Origin of the sequence: Halobaculum magnesiiphilum (genome assembly GCF_019823105.1) — an archaeon.
GTDB lineage: Archaea > Halobacteriota > Halobacteria > Halobacteriales > Haloferacaceae > Halobaculum > Halobaculum magnesiiphilum.
Genome location: NZ_CP081960.1, coordinates 125,248 through 143,635 on the forward strand (window position 1 = coordinate 125,248; position 18,388 = coordinate 143,635).

The window sequence follows — 18,388 nt, forward strand, 5'->3', positions numbered from 1 at the left end:
GCGCCCACCCCCACGTCGAACAGTACCCACTTCATAACTATTCACGGAGGCGCCAGACCTCCGCTACTCGGTGATGTCTGTAATGTCCGCATCGAAACGCCGCTTGGCCGGATTCGGGCTTGCGATCGGGTACGCGGGGCTGCTCGGCGCCGTGGTGGCGGCACACAACGCGCCAGCCACCGCCTACGAGCTGTCGCTGTACGCCGAAACGCCTGTGGCAGTTTGGGTCGGCTTTGGCGTTGCCGCCGTGGCCGGGCTGTTCATCGCGCTGTCGACACGGCCCGAGAGCCGGATCCACCACGCGAGCCTCGGACTCATCGGTCTGTCAGCTCTCACGCTCACCGCGATGCCGATCCTTCGTGGCTACCGCTTCTACGGCGCCGGCGACTCGCTCACGCATCTCGGCTGGGCTCGCGAGATCGCTGCCGGTTCCCTCCCGGCGACGGACCTCCTGTATCCAGGAATCCACACGTTCTCGGTCGCCATTACCATGCTGACCGGCGTTCCGCTCTCCCGGGCGATGCTCTACGTGACGCTCGTCGCCTTCCCGCTGGTCTTCCTCGTCACTGTCCCGCTGATCGTGAAGCTGGTCGCCGATACACCGTGGGCGTACAGCTTCGGACTCGTCACTGCGGCGATGTTCGTCCCCATAAACAACATCAGCGTCCACCCGGTCGCCCACCCCACGAGCCAGGCGATCCTGTTGGTCCCGTTGTGGATTCTGGTCACGCTTGCATACACGTACAGGCTCGATACCGACTCCGTCGTGTCCCCGGTGGGCGAGGACACCTCGTCCTCGACGGGCGCGATCACGGACGGTGGCTGGCGGAGCGGCCCGACGGCGACCGGCGTCGTGATGGTGGTGGTTTCCGGGGCACTCGTGTTGTACCACCCTCAGCAGGCGCTCAACGTCGCGATGGTGCTGGCAGCGATCGCCGTGGTGCAATTGGTCCTCAGTTGGCTTCGCCCCGGCTCGGCATTTACCGGCCACCGCTGGCTCGGCGTCCAGGCCGTGATCGTCACTGTGTTGTTCCTCCTGTGGGTGCCACGGTTCGAGCGCGCGGTCGGAACGATACGTTTCACGCTCGGCAGTTTCTTCACCGGCCAGACGGCCGCTGGGACTGTGGTCGCGGCGAAGTCCACCTCCCTGACCGCGTTGGGCGGCAGCCTGCTTACGCTGTCGACGAGGCTGTTCCTTGCCGGGGCAGTCCTCTCGCTGATCGCCGCTTTGCTCGTGTTCGCTGTGCTCCTCGGGCGAGTTGAGCGGAGCCTCACCGACACCTCGGTGCGGTATCTGACGGTGGCGCTGGTTCCGCCGTTCTTGGTGTTCCTGCTCGTATTCGCGATCGGGGCCGGCGACATGTACTTGCGGTATCAGGGGTTCATCATGGTGTTTATCACCGTGTTAGGTGCCACCGGGATCTCCCTCGCTGTCGACCGCCTCGACGCGTCGGTCAAACCGGGTACCGGACGGGCACTCGCGCTCGTGTTGCTACTGATACTGTCTCCCGTCGCTGTGATGGGGTACCATACGTCACCGTACATGTATCAGCCGACTTCCCACGTCACCGAGAGTCAACTCGACGGGTACTCGGCCTCGTTCGAGCACCGAGGTGAGGGGATCGAGTTCACGGGATTGCGTGGCGGGCCTGAACGGTACGTCGACTACTACTACGGGTCCCAGCGCGCCCGCACGACGCTGAATTTCCCCGGGTACAGCGACAGAATTACGCCAGACGTGTTCAACGGGGGGGCGTACAGGTCGACATACGACGAGCCGCGGTACCTCGGCATCACCCAGTCGGAATATGAGCGCGAGGTCGTCCTCTACGATGAACTCCGCTACTCACAGCGGGGGTTCGAACAGTTGGAGACGACACCGACGGTCAACCGCATACGGACGAACTCCGGGTTCTCCTTGTACTACATCTTGTCCGACTCGGCCGAACCTCCGTCCGACGATGGAGGCACGGACTGAATGGATTTAGCGAAACGACTGAGCCGTGGGATCCAAGCGATCTTCGCGGCCAACCTGGTCACGATGCTGGCGAAAGCTGGCCTCCTCCTGCTGTTGACGCGTGTGCTGTTGACTCCCGAGCAGTACGGCGAGTTGAACTTCGCGCTGTCGGTGCTCGGCGGCCTCGCGATCCTCGCGACGCTGGGGCTCCCGAAGTCGGCGGCCCGATACGTCACGGAGTTCGCCGAGCAGCGACCGGGGATGGTGCCGCACGTCATCGTCAGGTCGCTCGGGTTCCTCCTGTTCTTCACACTGCTCATCGCTGGGGGAACTGCCCTCTTCGGCGATGAAGTCGCCACGCGGTTCGGAGTCCCCTCACTCGTGCCGGTGCTCGGGGTCGGCGCGCTGTTCATCGCCGCCACCGCGTTGTCGGCGTACACTCGGCAGCTGTTCCAGGCGTTCAACAGCGTTGAGTGGAGCGGCGTCGTCGGAGTTATCTCAGGCGTCTCCCGGCTACTGTTCGTCGCGCTGTTCGTCTGGCTAGGGTACGGCGTGGCAGGCGCGCTGTTCGGCTACGTCGCAGGGTTGGCGTTAGGGGTTCTCATCGGAGGCGTCGTCCTCTACCGGCGCTTCTACTCGACGTACGAACCCGACGTCGACCCGGACGCGTCCGTCTCCCGTCGGATCCTAGAGTACAGCGTGCCGCTCACGGCGACCCGGAGCGCGAACGTCATCGACAAGAAGGTCGACACCGTGCTCGTCGGCGTCCTCGTTGACATGACCGCCGTCGGATTCTATACGATCGGGAAGGCCGTCTCCGACTTCGTGTCGATGCCGGCGTCCTCGCTCGGGTACACGATCTCGCCGGCCCTGAGCGAACAACGGTCTAAAGGGAGTGAGGCCAGGGCTGCACGGATCTACCAGACCACGCTCCGATACGTCCTCCTGGCGTACATCCCCGCCGTTGCTGGCTTGATCCTCGTGGCCGAACCGATGGTCCGATACGTATTCGGCTCCGGATACGACGGCGCCTCCCCGGTCGTCCAAGTCTTCGGCCTGTTCATCCTCGTCAACGCGATCAACAAGGTGACCAGCGACGGACTGGACTACCTCGGGCGAGCACGCTCTCGGGCGATCGTGAAGACGGTCATGGCACTTGCCAACGTCGTGCTCAATCTGGTCCTCATCCCACTCATGGGCGTCGTCGGCGCTGCGGTCGCCACCGTGATCACGTTCAGTTTCTACACGTTCGCCAACGTTTACATCATCCATCAGGAACTCCCGCTGAACCCCCGCGATCTCGTCGGCGTCTTCGGGGCCGCGGTGGCGGTCACCCTCGTCATGTCCATCGTCGTCTGGCTGACGCTCCCCTACGTGTCCGGGGTCCCGACGCTGATCGGGGCCGTCGTACTCGGGGCGGCGACGTGGGCCGTGCTATCTATCGCCGGTGGCCTGCTCGACCCGAACGAGGTCACCCGGCTGATCGGTTGACATCCTCCCCGCGCTAATGCCCGAGGATTCCCGACCGCCGTTGGGATACTAACCGCGGTCAGCGACGAGTTTGCCTCCGGGTTGTTTGCCGCTCTATAACAAACCCGGCCGCTGGGTACCCACAACCCATGGATACTGTCAACGGCAGGGAGACGGAGACGGCGGCGATCGACGCCGACATCACCGGACGCACGGTGCTGGTCACCGGGGGTGCCGGGTTCGTGGGAAGCCATCTCGCACGAGCGCTCGTCCGCGACAACGAGGTCCGCGTACTCGACGACTGTTCGACCGGCCAGCCGGACAACGTTCCGGGGGATGCGACGCTGTATGAGGGCGATCTCCTCGACGAGGGGCTGTTGCAGGACGCGATCGACGGCGTCGACCTCGTGTTCCACGAGGCCGGGCTGGTCAGCGTCCCGAAGTCGGTCGAGTGCCCGGTTGAGAGCAATCGGGTGAACGTCGCCGGCACGCTCGCGGTCCTCGAAGCCGCACGCTCCGTCGACGCGCGGGTCGTACTCGCCTCCAGCGTCGCCATCTACGGCGACCCGGAGACGGTCCCGGTCGACGAGTCGCACCCGACCCGTCCGACCTCCCCGTATGCGACCGACAAGCTCGCGATCGACCACTACGCACGCGTATATCACGAACGATACGGACTGGAGACGGTTTCGCTCCGGTACTTCAACGTGTACGGGCCCGGCCAGTCGACGGGCAGCTATGCGGGCGTCGTGAGCACGTTCCTCGAACAGGTGCGCTCGGGCCAGCCGATCACCGTCGAGGGTGACGGCTCCCAGACGCGTGATTTCGTCCACGTCGCCGACGTGGTCCGGGCGAACCTCGCGGCCGCAACGACCGAACACGTCGGCGAGGCGTTCAACATCGGCACCGGCGACAGCGTCACGATCCGAGAACTCGCGGAGCTGATCGCCGACGTGGCCGGCGCCACTGCAGGGATCACCCACGTCCACCCTCGACCGGGCGACGTGGAACGTAGCCGTGCGGACATCTCGAAGGCGCGTCGACTGCTCGGCTTCGAGCCGAGCGTCGACCTTCACACCGGGATCGCCGAGTTAGCCAGCCGACAGTGTCTCGAGCGATAACGGGTCGTCGGCTCTCGCTCACATCGTTACGTGACGCTGTCGAACCGAAGATAGCTGATATCCGGGTGATCGTCGTACGCGTGAGTCCACGCTTCGCCGCGGACGTACGCGTCACGTACACGTTGCCAGTCCGCGTGGCGCTTGAGGACCCGAACCGGAACCGCCCCCGTGTCGAGTAGTTTGAGGATCGACAGTCGATTGCGGCCGTCCGCGAACAGGATCTCGCCGTCGTCGGCGATGTGGACGGCGATCTCGTCTTTCATGCGCTCGGTGAGCAGTCGAGACTCCCTGCCGAGGTCGATGGGGTCAGATTCCTCCTCGAGTAACTCCGCTTGCGTTCGATACCCGTCGGTTTCGATGCGCTCGTACAGCTTGTCGACTCCCGCACATCGTTCGCGGAAGTCCGCCTCGCTGTGGCAATTCCACAACACCGATCCGGCTTCGATCTCGTCGACGACGCGCCGGTAGAACGACGTATCTGCCCAGTCGACCCCGTCGCGGAAGTGCGCACGATAGGCTTGGTACACATCGAGGTCGGTGAACTTGCACTGAGGGGTAGCCCAGTCGCCGTCCTCGACGACCGCTGCTTGGACGTACTTCGACCGGTTGAATTGCCTGACGGAGGTGATCGACGCCGGGTCGACGTCGATCAGCCGGTACGGCTCGGGCGGTGCAGCATACCGGACGGAGTTAGCGACCGTCCGAAGTCGGACGACCGCCCTCGCGTAGCGATCTCTCGCGATCAACAGTGGCAGTTGCAGCGACCAAACGCGTCGAAACAGCGCGGTACCGACTGATCGAACCACCTCACCCACTGAACTCCCGGATAACACGTCTAACACACCGCTCGGGTCCGTCCCCGTCGCTTGACTGGCGGCCAGATCCCCCTCGCTTGCTCCGTTCCCATCTCTCGCCGCGCCCCGTCTTCGTCTGTCCTCCGAGAATTCCAGTCGGGCCTCGTCTTCACTCGAACTTCCCCGCCGTGGCTGTGTCTCGTCGTTATCCACTGTCCTCGACGTCGACCCAGATGTACAGGTGTTTGTCCGCGGTGGTTCGTGACGGGAACTCCGGCGCCGCTCCCTCGTACACGAACACGCTCAGCCGGAGGTCGCTACCGAGCATCGACGGCACCAACGACAGCGTTCGGGTCGCCGTCTCGTCGTCCGCGAGGCTCACGTTCCCCCGTTCGAGAGCGTCCCGCTCGAGCACCGTCACCTCGGTGCTGTCCGCCGACAAAGACACGCGATCCAAGACGACGACGTACTCGTACGCCGTTGTGCGACCGAGGTCGTTCTCGATCGACAACACCAGCTCGAGCGGTTCGTCGTTCGCGACGGCGTCGGGATATCCCGCGGCGACCGGCCCGTCTTCGCTCGGTGTCAACAGCGCGACCTCGGTGTAAGACTCTCCGTCCGGAGGGGCGGCGAGTCCCACCGACATCCCTGCCAGCGCGAGTACCACCAGCACGCCGAGCACGACGGCCCCAGTCTTGTCGACTCGCGTTGCTCGGCGTGACCCGGCGAACGTCCGAAATTCACGCAGCCACCGGTCGACCGGGAGCCCGTAGCGGTTCTCCTCCGGAAGTGCGAGCCGCCGAGCCGCGCCGAGCGCCGACGCCAGAACGACGAACCCCACCAGCGTCACGGAGACAGTCGTTCGTGTCGGTTGGTACCCGAGCGCAGCCAGCAGAACCACGAGAAGGGGGAGAACGGCGACACTGATTCCAACGGATAGCGAGGCTCGTTCGAACCACCCGATCGTTACGCCACCGATCGGCGGGGCGGACACGGCGTCTCCGGCCGAGTTAGCCGATCCCGGAGCCAAGGCGGACAGCAGCGCATACCCCGGAAGAAACAACACGAGAGGTCCGGCCAGGACGACCATTGCGGGCCCCCGTATCGACCCCGTAAGGGCGACGGCACCGACGAGAACGGCGTAGATGGCGCTGAGAACCACGTCGACCGGGGTCCGATTGAGGTCGCCCTTCCCGCCGCGCCGGCCACCACCGCTGTCACTCATCTCTCCACACCTCGCCGAACGTGACCCGTAACAGATGGATCGATCCCATGGAGTCGGTTTGTTCCGTTCCGTGGATTGTTATGTAGACGTTAGTCGCGAGACGTGACGCTGTCTCGTGTGTTCCGAGGACACGACCGAGACGCATCCCGTGGCCTCGCGTTGGGTGCCTTCGTCGGTAGCCTCTTTCAGCAGTAGGTAACACGTATCACTCCTCGTCTGAGTCGGTAGTCCACTCCCGGATCCATCTGGCCCCGGGAGCGCCATCTCGGATCCACAGTGTCGCGGTTCCGAGTAGGAAAACGAGATCCAGTACCAGATACGTCGCTCCCGCAGGCGTCGTGAGGTATCCGAGATATGCAGCGAACAGCTCGGCCACGTACGTGAACGGGGCCGGTGTGGGGTCGTTCACAGCGGGCACCAGCGGCCACAGTAGGAACTCGACGCTAAGAGTGTCCTTGACCAGCAGTGGATACGCCATGTCGCCGAGGAGGTGTGAGACGTAACCGATGGCGACCGCGGGGGTGAAACCGACCGCGCCGACGCGCCGTTGGACAGCGCCAGTAATCGCGACCACGCCCACGGCCGTGAATGCCGAGTGACCGAGCGACCGGCCGGACGGGAAGACGGCGAGCCACCACGACAGCGGCTTGTCGATCATGTCGGGCGCCACCGCGGCGGCGACGACGGCGAGCGCCGCCGCGTCCGACGGGCGCCTTCCGCGGGCCCGTGCGTACACGGCGTACGCGAGGTACGCGACGGCGACGTGATCCCACGGCCACATCGGCTACCGACACCCGGGACGCGGCCGATCCGTCCGGGTGTCGCGGGCGTTCCCCCCGCTCAGATCGCCCCCCGCGCTCCTTGAGTCGCCGCCCACTCCTCTCGCACCGTTGCTCGATCCACTACCGTCGCCGTTCGACACCGGTCCGTCGCCGATCCCGACGTGCCCCCGAGTCATCGATCGCCACCGTGGAGACGCGGTTCGTCCTTTGTTACGACCCGGATACCCACCGAAGACCCCGCGTTCGACGGTCTCGTGGCATTCCCCCGGTCCCGGCCGTCGTCTCCCCGTAACGGAAGCCTGCCGCTTACAATGGACCTCTACCGCCTGGGTACGCCGTAGCTATGAGACCAGACTGGCGGAGCGATATCCGACGGGGCGGCATCGTCGCGCTCGTCGCCGTGATGGTGGTCGCGATGGCCGCCCCGGCGACGAGCGCGGCGACCGCGTCGGCGGCGGACAGCCTCGGTCCCGGCCCGACCACGTACATCGACGGCTGCACGACCCTCGATGACGCCGGCACGTACGTCCTCGACCGCGACGTGCGGTCGACCGACGGGGACTGCTTCACGGTGACGGCCGACGACGTACGGTTGTTGGGTGCGGGTCACGCGGTGATCGGCGAGAACGCAACCGGGTCGGCGATCGTCGTCGACGGCGCGACCGGCGTCCACGTCGAGGGCTTCGACGCGGTCGACTGGTGGCGCGGCGTCACGGTCGTCGACGCCGCGGACGTGACCGTCGAGGACGTGGCCGTCGAGAACGCGAGCGCCGACGGCGTCCGAGTCCGCGACTCCGCGGGCGTCACCGTCGTCAACGGGAGCGTCGTCGCGTCCGGCGGCCACGGGATCGCCGTGCTCGAAAGCGAGACCACGACCGTCGAGCGGATGCGCATCGTGAACAACACCGGCGACGGCGTGTCGGTTCGGCGCTCGGAGACGACGACGGTCCGCGCGAGCGCCATCGTGAACAACGGCGGGATGGGCGTCGCCGTCGCGGACGACTCCGACCCGATCGAGCGCACTCCGGACGTTCCCTCCTGGCTGCTGCCGCTCCTCGGCGGCGGCGGGTACGACGGCCTCGGCGGCCTGTTCGCCCCGACGGATGCGGCCCCCGATCGAGCGTCGGTCGTCGTCGCGGAGAACCGGATCGCGGCCAACCGCTACGAGGGGGTGTTCGTCCGTGGACAGAACGGGAGCCGGATCTCGGGTAACGTCGTCTCCGGCGCGACCGACGGGATCAGCCTCGTCAACGCCTCCGACGGGACCGTCGTCGGGAACAACGTCTCCGGCAGCACCGACGACGGCATCGCGCTCGCGTCCACGGGCGCGACGACCGTCGCGGAGAACCGCCTCGTCGACAACGCCAACGACGGCGTCTACGTGTTCGGGTCCGGGAACGTCCTGACGAACAACACGCTCGCCGGCAACGGCGACGACGGCCTCGACCTCGACAGCGGCGTCGACAACAGGGTGATCTCGAACGTCGCGCACGACAACGTCGACGACGGCGTCTTCCTCCGCGAGGCGGACAGCAACGTCGTCGCGCGCAACGTCCTCCGGGACAACGGCGACGACGGCTTCGACATCCGGGGTTCGACCGATAACGACGTCCACAACAACACCGTGTGTCGCAACGCCAACCGCGACATGCAGGTCCGCCTGGGTGTCGAGGGCAACGACGTACGCGACAACTCCTGCTGACGCTTCCGGCCCTCCACTCGCGATTCCGATTTTCGGCTATGTTCCGTCGAGGAGAGAGTCCCGCCGTTAACGGCGGGAGTGAATCCGACAACTCCGACACGAACTACCGTCGATGGAAGGCAGGATATTCAACGGACGGCGTTCAGATACGGGTGACGAGGTGGACGGAGCGAACGTTGGGTGGTCGATGCTCGAAATCGCCCGCCTCATCGGAGGGCGACTCCCTCGAGGTAGAGTTTCCCGAGCGGGAGGCGACACCCGAGTCCGCGATGACGCTCGGTATCCGACTCCGTCTGCCTGGGCGCTCACGTTCGGATACCGTCTCGATTCTCGATATATTGGGCGCCGATCGGTGCCGTTCAACAGTCTCGATCGAGTGCAACAGGCAGATCCACGGCAGATCGATGGGCCCGACCCGGATCACGTCGCGGTAGACGACCCCGTGAACCAGCTGAACGACGAGCGATTCTGGCTGTACGCAGCGGTTGATCCCGACACGAACCGTTTGCTCCACGTCGGGCTTGCTCCGACGAGAACGCGAGCGCTCACCGAGGTGGACCGTTCTGAACCCCGCGAGAACCATCCTGTCGATGATGCGGTCGTTCTCGTCGATTCTGCAGCGTGGCTGCACGCAGCTCTCCACCGACACGACCTCGAGTACAGATACGAGCACCATGGCGATCGGAGTAGCGCCGAACGTGTCTTCCGCGAACTAAAACGCCGAACTAACCAGTTCTCAACCCGTTCAGCCACGCCGACGCGAACGCCGCCGAAAACCGGCTCCAGTCGGTCTCCTTCGCATTGAACCAGCGTATCTGAACGCTACCTGTGGCACAGCCATCGACATCCTTGTTCGACCGCCAGAGCGAGACGGTTCCTACGGGAGAACGCGTGGTGTCGTAGACCGGCAACTATCCCGACTGCGGTACGGGGACCCCCGTCGTTTGCACGGGGAGGATGCCACTCCCGGCTCCAGGACGAACGACCCGATCATTGTCGCAAGGGCACCGTGATGGCGACCGACAGGACGGGACCGACCGCCGGCGACACGGTGCGGTCGTCGAAGAGTCGCGTGCTGTTCAGGTACTTCGCCTGCGGAACGAGTCCCCGGCTCGCCGTCACCGGGTACGTCGGCGCCGGCGGGCCAGCAGCGCGGCGGCGCCGGCGATCGCCACCGTCGCCGCGAGCGGCCCGAACCCCGGCGCGTTCGTCAGGGTGCTGCTGCCGGTGGCGGTCCCGTCACCTTCGGTTCCCGTGGTCGTGGGGCGGACGGCGAACGCGACCGTCCGGTCCCCGACACTGGCGTTGTACTCGCCCGCGGCGACGATCCGCCTGGTGAACGTGACCCGTGTGCTCATGCCAGGCTGGACGGTCACGTTCTCCGTCGCGACGGTCTCGTTGAACAGCCGCAGCGCGACTGTCTCCGACCCGGGCGCTCGCCCGTCGTTGCGCACCACCGCCGTGAACGTGACCTCCTCACCGGTTTCGATCTGGTCGGCGTTCGCGTCCAACTCGGCGACCGAGATGTTCGGCTGGGGCGGCGTCACGTTGATCAGGAACCGCTCGCTCCGGTCGATCTCGACCGAGTACACGTCGGGCTCCTCGAACGTCCAAGTGAACCGGACGGTCCGGCTCTGGTTGGGTTCGAGGGTGAACTGTCGGGAGTCGACCTGCTCGCCGTCGATCTCGAACTCGATCGTCTTGGTTCCGGTGCCGTTCCCGACGTTGCTCACCGTCGCCGTCGCGACGAGGGTGTCACCAGTCACCAACTCCGTGTCGCTGACGGTCGCCGTCACGTTCGTGTACTCGGGCTCGAGATCGGCCGGCGGCTCGCTCCCGGTGTCGCCGTCGGAGCTCCCGCCGGAGCTCCCCCCGACAGACCCTCCGGTGCTACCGCCGGGGTCGCCTCCGGAACTCCCGCCCGTGTTGCCGCCGGGGGGACCACTGGACGACCCGCCCGAGTCACCGCCGGAGGAGCCGCCCGAACTGCCGCCACCGGGGTTCTGGGGCGCCTCGGTGACGTTCACCGGCAGGTTCGTGCTCGCGATCGCGCTTCCGCCCATCAGCACGCTCAGCGTCACCATGTACCGCCCCGAGTCGGCGTAGGCGTGTTCGACGGACCGGCCGTCAGCAGTCGTTCCGTCGCCGAACTCCCATCTGAACTCGACGGAGGAGCCGTCCCCGACGCCCGCGTCCGCGTCGAACGCGACCGACCGCTCCTCATTGATCTCGGTCGCGTCGGCGGTGATGGACGGGTTCGGTTCCTCGACGGAGACGGTCGCGCTCGCCGTCAGTGTTTCGCCGGCGTCGCTGGTCACTCGAACCCCCGGCGTGTACGTTCCCGTCTCGTTGTACGCGTGTGAGATCGTCGGCGACGCGCTCGCGTTCGTCTCGAACTCGCCGTCGCCGTCGAGGTCCCACTCGTAGGTGACGTTCGACCCGCCGACGGCGCTCCCGCCGGCGTCGAGCGTGACCGACTCCCCGACGACGACCGATTCGGGCACCGTGAGGGCCGCCTGGGCCTCGACTGCGACGCTCGCGGTCGCCTCGTCCGTGATGTTCTCGCCGTCGGTCACGACGACGCGCGGGGTGTAGCTTCCCGTCTCGTTGTACGTGTGTGCCAGCGTCGGCTCGGTCGTGTTCGCGTCGACGTCGCCGTCGCCGTCGGGGTCCCAACGGTAGATCGCGTCGTCCCCGCCGATCGTCGACTCGCTCGCGTCGAGGGTGACTGGTCGGGTCACCAGCGACTCCGCGGGTGCCGACAACGACGCGGTGACGCCCACGCGCACGGCCGTCGTCGCGGTACTTGTCTGTCCCTGCTCGTCGACGGCGGTGACGGTCGCGTCGACGGTCCCGGCGTCCTCGTAGGCGAACGAGTACGTCGGCTCGGTCGTGTTCGCGTCGACCGTTCCGTCGCCGTCGGTGTCCCACTCGTAGCGGACGATCCCTCGGTCGTCGGTCGACTCGCTCGCATCGAGGGTGAGGTCCTCGCCGACCGCGACGTCCTCCGGTCCCGTCAGCGCCGCGCTCGGCGGCCGGTCGGGCGTCACGTCGACCGTCACGGACGCGCTTCCGGTCTGGTTCGTGTCGTCGACGGCGGTGACGGTCACCTCCCGATCGCCGGCCGACTCGAAGGCGGTGGTGAGCGTCGGATCGGTCGTGTTCGCGTCGATCGTGCCGTCCCCGTCGAGATCCCAGTCATAGCGGACGATCGTCCCGTTGTCCGTCGATCCGCTCGCGTCGAGCGTGAGCGACTGGTTCACGGTGACCGTCGACGGCGACGCCGAAAGCGCAGCGTCCGGGGCGTACGGCTCGCCGACGACGAACGTCGCCTCGGCGGTGTCGGCGTTTCCGTACGTGTCGAACGCCGTCACGCGGACGGTGTACTCGCGCTCCTCCTCGAACGCGTGACGCACGGTCGGCCCCTCGGTGACGGCGTCGACATCGCCGTCGGCGTCGAAGTCCCACTCGTAGCCCGCGACCGTACCCGCGGCGCTCGTGCCGCCCGCATCGAGCGTGACGTTCTCGCCGGCGGGGGCGTCGCTCGGCGCCCGAAGCGACGAGCTCACATCGGCGTCGACGCAGCCGCCGGCGTGAATGAACACACGGCGGTCGAGCGCGAGCGAGTGCTCGGCCCCGTCGCCGCCGTAGAGCACCCAGTCGGTGATCCGGTTCTCCTCGCTCCCGGAGTAGTTCCACTCGCCCCACGAGGGCGCCCGTTCGTTGTACCGCGGGTCGATCACGGTCGTCCCAGCCAGCGAGTCGAACCCGCGGTAGGCGCCGCCGTCGGTGCGGTTGTCCGCCCACTTCCAGTCGACCGTGGTCGTCGATGCGCCGACGTCCCACTCGTCGTCCATGAGCGGGTACTCGTCGTCGCGCACCGCCCACGAACCGCTCGGGAGCCCGCTGATCCGGTAGTTCACCGTGCTTCCGCCGGCCTCGTCGCCCCGGCGACCGTGGACGACCACCATGCTGGTGTCGTCGGGGCCGGCGTAAAACAGGAGGGCGCTCGTCCCGGTTCGCTGGAACCGATCCGTGCCGTACGAGCTGTACGTCGAGGACGCCGGACGTCCCGTGATCGACGGGTACGGGTTTCGATAGTCGTAGAACGCGGTAACGCTCTGTGAGCCGTTCTCGTGTGTCGCCACGGCGTAACACGAGTCCCCCTGCGCGACGGCGAACGTCTGATCGTCGCCGGCGGCCGCCCGCGCGGTGTCCGCGAGCGGTCCCACGGCGGGCGCGGCCACGAGAAGGAGAACGACGACCACCACTCGACACACCGCGGGTTCGGAGTACGTTCCCATTACAGCCCAACTCCCGGCAGATCCGGCTTTGTTATGGATCGGTTTCGCTCCCGGAACCCCCATCTCTGTCGTCGACGGTCGGCGGTGCGATCCCCGATTCACGGTGCAGGGTATGGGTAACAAAATCCGATGCGTCGCTTGCTGTCACCAGCCGGCGGTCACGGTTACCTACACAATGTATCGAGGACAGACGGTCGGGGTTGTCATCCCGGCGTACAACGAGGAACCGTTCGTCCGCGAGACGATCGTGACGGTCCCCGCGTTCGTCGATCGGATCTACGTCGTTGACGACGCCTCCACCGACGACACCTGGACGGAGATCCAGCGCGCGGTCGCGCTGGACCGCGCCCGATCCGACCGACGGGGCCGGTCAGAACGGAACGGAATACACGATAGGCACAATAGCTCAGATAGGCAAGAGAGTCGTACCGAACGATCCGACGGCGCCCGCGGAACCGACGAGTCGACGCGAACGGACGGCCCCTTCGACGAGCGGATCGTCGCCATCCGACACGAGGAGAACAGGGGGGTCGGCGGCGCGATCAAGACAGGCTACCTCCACGCGCGCGACGACGACATCGCCGCAACCGCCGTGATGGGCGGCGACGGACAGATGGACCCCAACGTGCTCGGGACGCTGTTCGACCCGATCGTCGACGGCGAGGCGGACTACGTCAAGGGCAACCGGTTCGTCGGGCGACGCGACCGGGGGGACATGCCGCGGCTCCGGTTCGTCGGGAACGCGATCCTCGGTGCGCTGACGAAGATCGCGAGCGGCTACTGGTCGACCGGCGACCCCCAGAGCGGGTACACGGCCATCTCACGGCGCGCCCTCCACGAGGCCGACATCGAGGGGATGTACGAGTTCTACGGCTACTGCAACGATCTGCTCGTGAAGCTCAACGTGGCCCGGCTGCGGGTCGTCGACCTCCCGAACCCGATCATCTACGGCGACGAGGAGAGTCACATCCGCTACCGGACGTACGTCCCGCGGGTGTCGTGGATGTTGCTTCGCAACTTCCTGTGGCGCTTACGGACGAACTACCTCGTGTACGACTTCCACCCGCTCGTCGTCGCATACGGCGTCGGCGCCGGCGCGAGCGCGCTCGGCGTGGTCGGGATATTCGCGTCGCTTGCGTCGTTGGCCGGCCTCGTCGGTGCCGGGTCCGCCGCGGCGTCGACGGTCGGCGTCGCCGGGCTCGTCTCCGCGCTGTTGTTCGTCGTCGGCGCGTGCGCCCTCGTCGGCGCGATGGCGATGGACATCGGCGAGAACGACCATCTGGACGACGTGCTGTTCCCCGACCGCGGGGGGCCGACTGGGGAACCGGTCGAGTCGGGCCGGAACGTCCTCCCGTCGGTCGCCGGAGGCACTGAGTCGAACGGGTCCCAGTTGCCGCGGGAGTCGGGTTCGACCATCGAATCCGACGGCGGCCGTCGGACGGAACCGTCCGACACGGACTCCGAGGCGCCTCCCGGTTCCGACGGGTAGCCGATCGGTACCCCGATAGTCGGGTTGTAACAAACTCGGATCGTCGCGCGTAGCGAATCGTATGTTCGGAACGAGCGGTATCAGGGGAACCGTGGGAGAGGAGGTCACCGCGTCGGTCGCGCTCGACGTGGGCCGAGCCGTCGCCTCCGAGGGCGCGCGACGGGTCGTGATCGGTCGCGACCCCCGATCGACCGGGCCCGCGCTCGTCGACGCGACGACCGCCGGGCTGCGCGAATGCGGCGCCGACGCCGTCTCGCTGGGTGAGGTGCCGACACCGACGGTCGCGCGGGCCGTCGAGTGGTACGGGGCCGACGCGGGGATCGCCGTCACCGCCTCACACAACCCCGCCTCCGACAACGGCCTGAAGCTGTGGACCGACGACGGCGCCGCCTACGTCGGCACCGCACAGGACGCCGTCGCCGAGCGGATCCGCGAGAACGCGTTCGACCTCGTCGGCTGGGACGCCTACGGGAGCCGCATGCGGAGTCGGCGCGCCCGATCGCGTCACGTCGACGCCGTCGTCGACGCCGTCGACGGCGACCTCGGGCTCGATGTTGTCCTCGACGTGGGCAACGGCAGCGGCCGGATCACCGCGGAGATACTCCGGGACCTCGGCTGTACCGTCCGGACGCTCGCCGCCGAACCCGACGGCTCGTTCCCGAGCCGACCCAGCGAGCCGACCGCGGACAACTGCGGGACGCTGCGGGAGGTCGTCGCCGCGACCGACGCGGACCTCGGGATCGCCCACGACGGCGACGCCGACCGGATGCGCGCGGCGACCGCGTCCGGGGAGTTCCCCTCGGGCGACGTACTCCTGGCGCTGTTCGCACGCGACATCGCCGCCGCCGGCGACCGCGTCGCCGTCCCGATCGACACGAGCATCGCCGTCGACACGACGCTGGAGGCGATCGGCGCCTCGACGGTCCACACGCGGGTGGGGGACGGCTACGTCGCCGAGCGGACCCGAGAGACGGATGTCGTGTTCGGCGGCGAGCCCAGCGGCGCGTGGATCTGGCCGGAGCTGGCCCGCTGTCCGGACGGCCCGCTCGCGGCGGCGAAGCTGGCCGAGCTGGTAGCGCGACGCGGTCCGCTCGACGACCTCGCGTCCCAAGTCGAGACCGTTCCGCTGCGCCGTGCGAACATCGAGACCGACGCGAAACACGATCTCGTCGCGCACGTCGCCGACCGCGTCGCCGGCCGGTACGCGAACGTCTCCACCGTCGACGGGGTCCGCGTCGACGTCGACGCCGGCTGGTTCCTCGTGCGCGCCAGCGGGACGCAGCCGCTCGTGCGTGTCACCGCCGAGGCCGGCGTCGAATCCGAGATGGAGTCCCTGTTCGAGACGGCGACCGACCTCGTCAGGGAGGCCGAGCGGGCCGTCGCCGTCCCGGCGTCCGACTGACTCGCCGCCGACCGTCGTCACCCCACTCGGACGAACCGACGGCCCCCGACTGGCGCTCCCACCCCTCTCACCGTTCCTCTCCTCCCGTCATCCCTTCCGTCCGATCGATCGTTGATCGTCCTGACTCCGTTCCGGACGAACCTCCCGACGTCCTCCACCGGTACACAACCACCTAACCGGCACGAGATCTCGTTGTCTGCCCATAACAAGGGGCGCTCCGGTCCTGACTTCGGCCGTCATGCATGCAGTGATACTGGCGGCCGGGCGTGGCTCCCGAATGCGGCCGCTCTCGCGGATCACGCCGAAGCCGATGCTTCCCGTCGGGGACCGCCCGCTCGTCGCACACGTCGCGGACGCGGCCGTCGCCGGCGGCGCCGACGACCTGATCTTCGTTGTCGGCGACAGCGACGGACACCTGCGGGAGTACTTCGGCGACAGCTACCGGGGGGTTCCGGTGACGTACGCCGTGCAGGACCCGCCGGCGGGCACCGCGGACGCGGTCCGGTGTGCGACGCCGTACATCGACGGCCGCTTCGCCGTCCTCAACGGCGACAACCTGTTCGAGGCCGAGGCGATCGCCCGCCTGTTCGACCACGACGCCGCGGTGTTGGCCCACCGCGTCGACGACCCGCGCGAGTACGGCGTCCTCTCGACGGACGGCTCGCGCGTCACGGGGGTCGTCGAGAAGCCCGACGATCCCCCGACGGATCTCGCGAACGCGGGCGCGTACGTCTTCCCGGGGTCGATGCGCGACGCCTTCGACGTCTCCCGCAGCAGCCGCGGCGAGTACGAGATCACCGACGCGGTGGAGTCCCTGATCGCCGAGTGCGACGTGACGGCCGTCGAGACCGCACGGTGGCTCGACGTGGCGCGTCCCGACGACTTCGTTCGGGCGAACGAGATCGTGCTCGCCGAGGGGGTCCCGGTCGAGGACGGCGACCACTGGGGCGACGGCGTGTACGTCGCGCCCGGCGCCAGCGTCGCCGACGACGCGACCGTCCACGGACCCGCGATGATCGGCGCGAACGCCGTGATCGAGTCCGACGCGGTGATCCGCGGTCCGAGCGTCGTCGGCGCCGGCGCCAGCGTCGGTCCGGAGGCGGAGCTGACGCGGTCGGTGTTGTTCCCGGGCGCGCGGGTCGGGTCCCGCGTCCTGCTCAACGGCGTCGTCCTCGGACCCCGGTGTGACCTCTCGACGGGCGCGTGCGTCTCCGGGACGCACCAGTCCGGCGAGACCACGTCGGTCGTCGCCACGCACAGCCCGCTGGAGTCGGCGCTCGGCTACTGATACCTCGTCGTTCGCGGTTTTCCGTCCCGTTTCGCGCGGCGCTCGCGCTTTGACCGACGGTCGTACCGGTCCAGTCGCTCACCGGGTAGTGTCCGCTCAGTCGTTCCCTCACCGGCGCCGCCGCTCGTCGGGATAGCGTCCGTGGGAGAACGGTCCGGCCTCGCGGTCGAGTCGTCGGCCCCCAGGCGACTACTCGGGTTCCGGTTTCGAGGTTACTCGCTCGTCAACGATCGACGACCGAGATAGAGCACGGCCGTCAGGAACCCGAACATCAACGCGCTCGCCAGGAGGTGATGCCCCATGAACTGCGCGACGCCGAAGAGGGCGCCGACGCCGACCGTCGCCGCGCCGTACGGTCGCGGATCGACGGATTCGGACTCGGATTCCTCGTCCTCGTCGCCCTCGTCGACCAGGTACTCGTACAGCGGCCCGGCCTCCGGTTCGAGTTCGACCCGACCCCGGCTCTGGTTGAAGTCGATGACCCCCGCATCGTCCATCTTCGGGAGGTGACACTGGTACAGCCCGATGTACACGCGCTTGCGCTGTTGGGCGCCGAGCGCCTGCACGTCGCAGTCGTTCTCGATCGCGGCGATGTGTTCGGCGAGCTCGCCGATCGTCGACTCGCCGTCGACCGATCTGAGATGGCTCAACACGAGTCGCCGACGTTGGTTCTTCAGGATCTCGAACGTCAGATCCAGCGGTAACGGGTCCGGCTCGGTCTCCCGTTCGGTGTCGTCCTCGCCATCGATCTCGTGTTCCGATTCGATCTCCGGCTGTGTCGTCGACTCAGCAGTCATCGTCGGCTCCTCCGTCGTCGTGGTCGCGTGGGTTGTGTTGACCATTTTCGTGGTGTG

General features: G+C 67.4%; 12 protein-coding genes and 1 pseudogene. 8 read left to right on the forward strand and 5 right to left on the reverse strand.

What is annotated here, in order from left to right; translation table 11 throughout:
* The first annotated feature begins 103 nt into the window (after positions 1–103).
* The 3 genes from K6T50_RS17130 (at position 104) to K6T50_RS17140 (ending at position 4,548) form a co-directional block, all read left to right on the forward strand.
* Complete coding sequence (locus tag K6T50_RS17130) at positions 104–1,978, forward strand: hypothetical protein (protein WP_222609451.1); 1,875 nt, start codon at positions 104–106, stop codon at positions 1,976–1,978.
* A complete protein-coding gene (locus K6T50_RS17135; protein ID WP_222609452.1) occupies positions 1,979–3,448 on the forward strand; it encodes a flippase in 1,470 nt (489 codons plus the stop codon).
* Between the two features lie 128 nt (positions 3,449–3,576).
* The gene (locus tag K6T50_RS17140) at positions 3,577–4,548 is read left to right on the forward strand and encodes an NAD-dependent epimerase/dehydratase family protein (RefSeq protein WP_222609453.1); all 972 of its coding nucleotides are present in this window, start codon (positions 3,577–3,579) and stop codon (positions 4,546–4,548) included.
* A 26-nt stretch (positions 4,549–4,574) separates the two neighbouring features.
* Here K6T50_RS17140 and K6T50_RS17145 read toward each other — a convergent pair whose 3' ends face one another.
* The 3 genes from K6T50_RS17145 to K6T50_RS17155 all read right to left on the reverse strand — a co-directional run bounded on the left by K6T50_RS17145 (position 4,575) and on the right by K6T50_RS17155 (position 7,348).
* Positions 4,575–5,294: a hypothetical protein gene (locus K6T50_RS17145; RefSeq protein ID WP_222609454.1), complete on the reverse strand. Its 720-nt coding sequence runs from the start codon at positions 5,292–5,294 to the stop codon at positions 4,575–4,577.
* Between the two features lie 253 nt (positions 5,295–5,547).
* The gene (locus K6T50_RS17150) at positions 5,548–6,567 is read right to left on the reverse strand and encodes a DUF1616 domain-containing protein (RefSeq protein WP_222609455.1); all 1,020 of its coding nucleotides are present in this window, start codon (positions 6,565–6,567) and stop codon (positions 5,548–5,550) included.
* Between the two features lie 205 nt (positions 6,568–6,772).
* The gene (locus tag K6T50_RS17155) at positions 6,773–7,348 is read right to left on the reverse strand and encodes a metal-dependent hydrolase (protein WP_222609456.1); all 576 of its coding nucleotides are present in this window, start codon (positions 7,346–7,348) and stop codon (positions 6,773–6,775) included.
* Positions 7,349–7,692: 344 nt separating this feature from the next.
* On the opposite strand from K6T50_RS17155, the gene K6T50_RS17160 reads away from it, so the two are divergent.
* Entirely contained in the window at positions 7,693–9,051 is a 1,359-nt protein-coding gene (locus K6T50_RS17160) for a right-handed parallel beta-helix repeat-containing protein (RefSeq protein ID WP_222609457.1), read from the forward strand.
* 176 nt (positions 9,052–9,227) lie between these two features.
* A pseudogene (locus tag K6T50_RS17165) lies at positions 9,228–9,870 on the forward strand (transposase domain-containing protein).
* Positions 9,871–10,169: 299 nt separating this feature from the next.
* On the opposite strand, the gene K6T50_RS17170 reads toward K6T50_RS17165, so the two are convergent.
* Positions 10,170–13,355 carry a PKD domain-containing protein gene (locus K6T50_RS17170; RefSeq protein WP_222609458.1) on the reverse strand — a complete coding sequence of 1,062 codons (3,186 nt, stop codon included), beginning with the start codon at positions 13,353–13,355 and terminating at the stop codon, positions 10,170–10,172.
* Between the two features lie 175 nt (positions 13,356–13,530).
* Between K6T50_RS17170 and K6T50_RS17175 the strand changes: the two genes are divergently transcribed.
* From K6T50_RS17175 to K6T50_RS17185, 3 genes are all read left to right on the forward strand, one after another.
* On the forward strand, positions 13,531–14,844 hold the full coding sequence (locus tag K6T50_RS17175; RefSeq protein WP_222609459.1) for a glycosyltransferase: 1,314 nt from the start codon (positions 13,531–13,533) through the stop codon (positions 14,842–14,844).
* 61 nt (positions 14,845–14,905) lie between these two features.
* Complete coding sequence (gene glmM / locus K6T50_RS17180) at positions 14,906–16,246, forward strand: phosphoglucosamine mutase (RefSeq protein ID WP_222609460.1); 1,341 nt, start codon at positions 14,906–14,908, stop codon at positions 16,244–16,246.
* Between the two features lie 238 nt (positions 16,247–16,484).
* Positions 16,485–17,534, forward strand: coding sequence for a sugar phosphate nucleotidyltransferase (locus tag K6T50_RS17185; RefSeq protein WP_225935484.1), 1,050 nt, complete (start codon positions 16,485–16,487; stop codon positions 17,532–17,534).
* A 212-nt stretch (positions 17,535–17,746) separates the two neighbouring features.
* Here the strand turns inward: K6T50_RS17185 and K6T50_RS17190 are convergent, their stop codons facing one another.
* Positions 17,747–18,376, reverse strand: a complete 630-nt coding sequence (locus tag K6T50_RS17190; RefSeq protein WP_222609462.1) for a DUF7344 domain-containing protein — start codon at positions 18,374–18,376, stop codon at positions 17,747–17,749.
* Positions 18,377–18,388 lie beyond the last annotated feature (12 nt).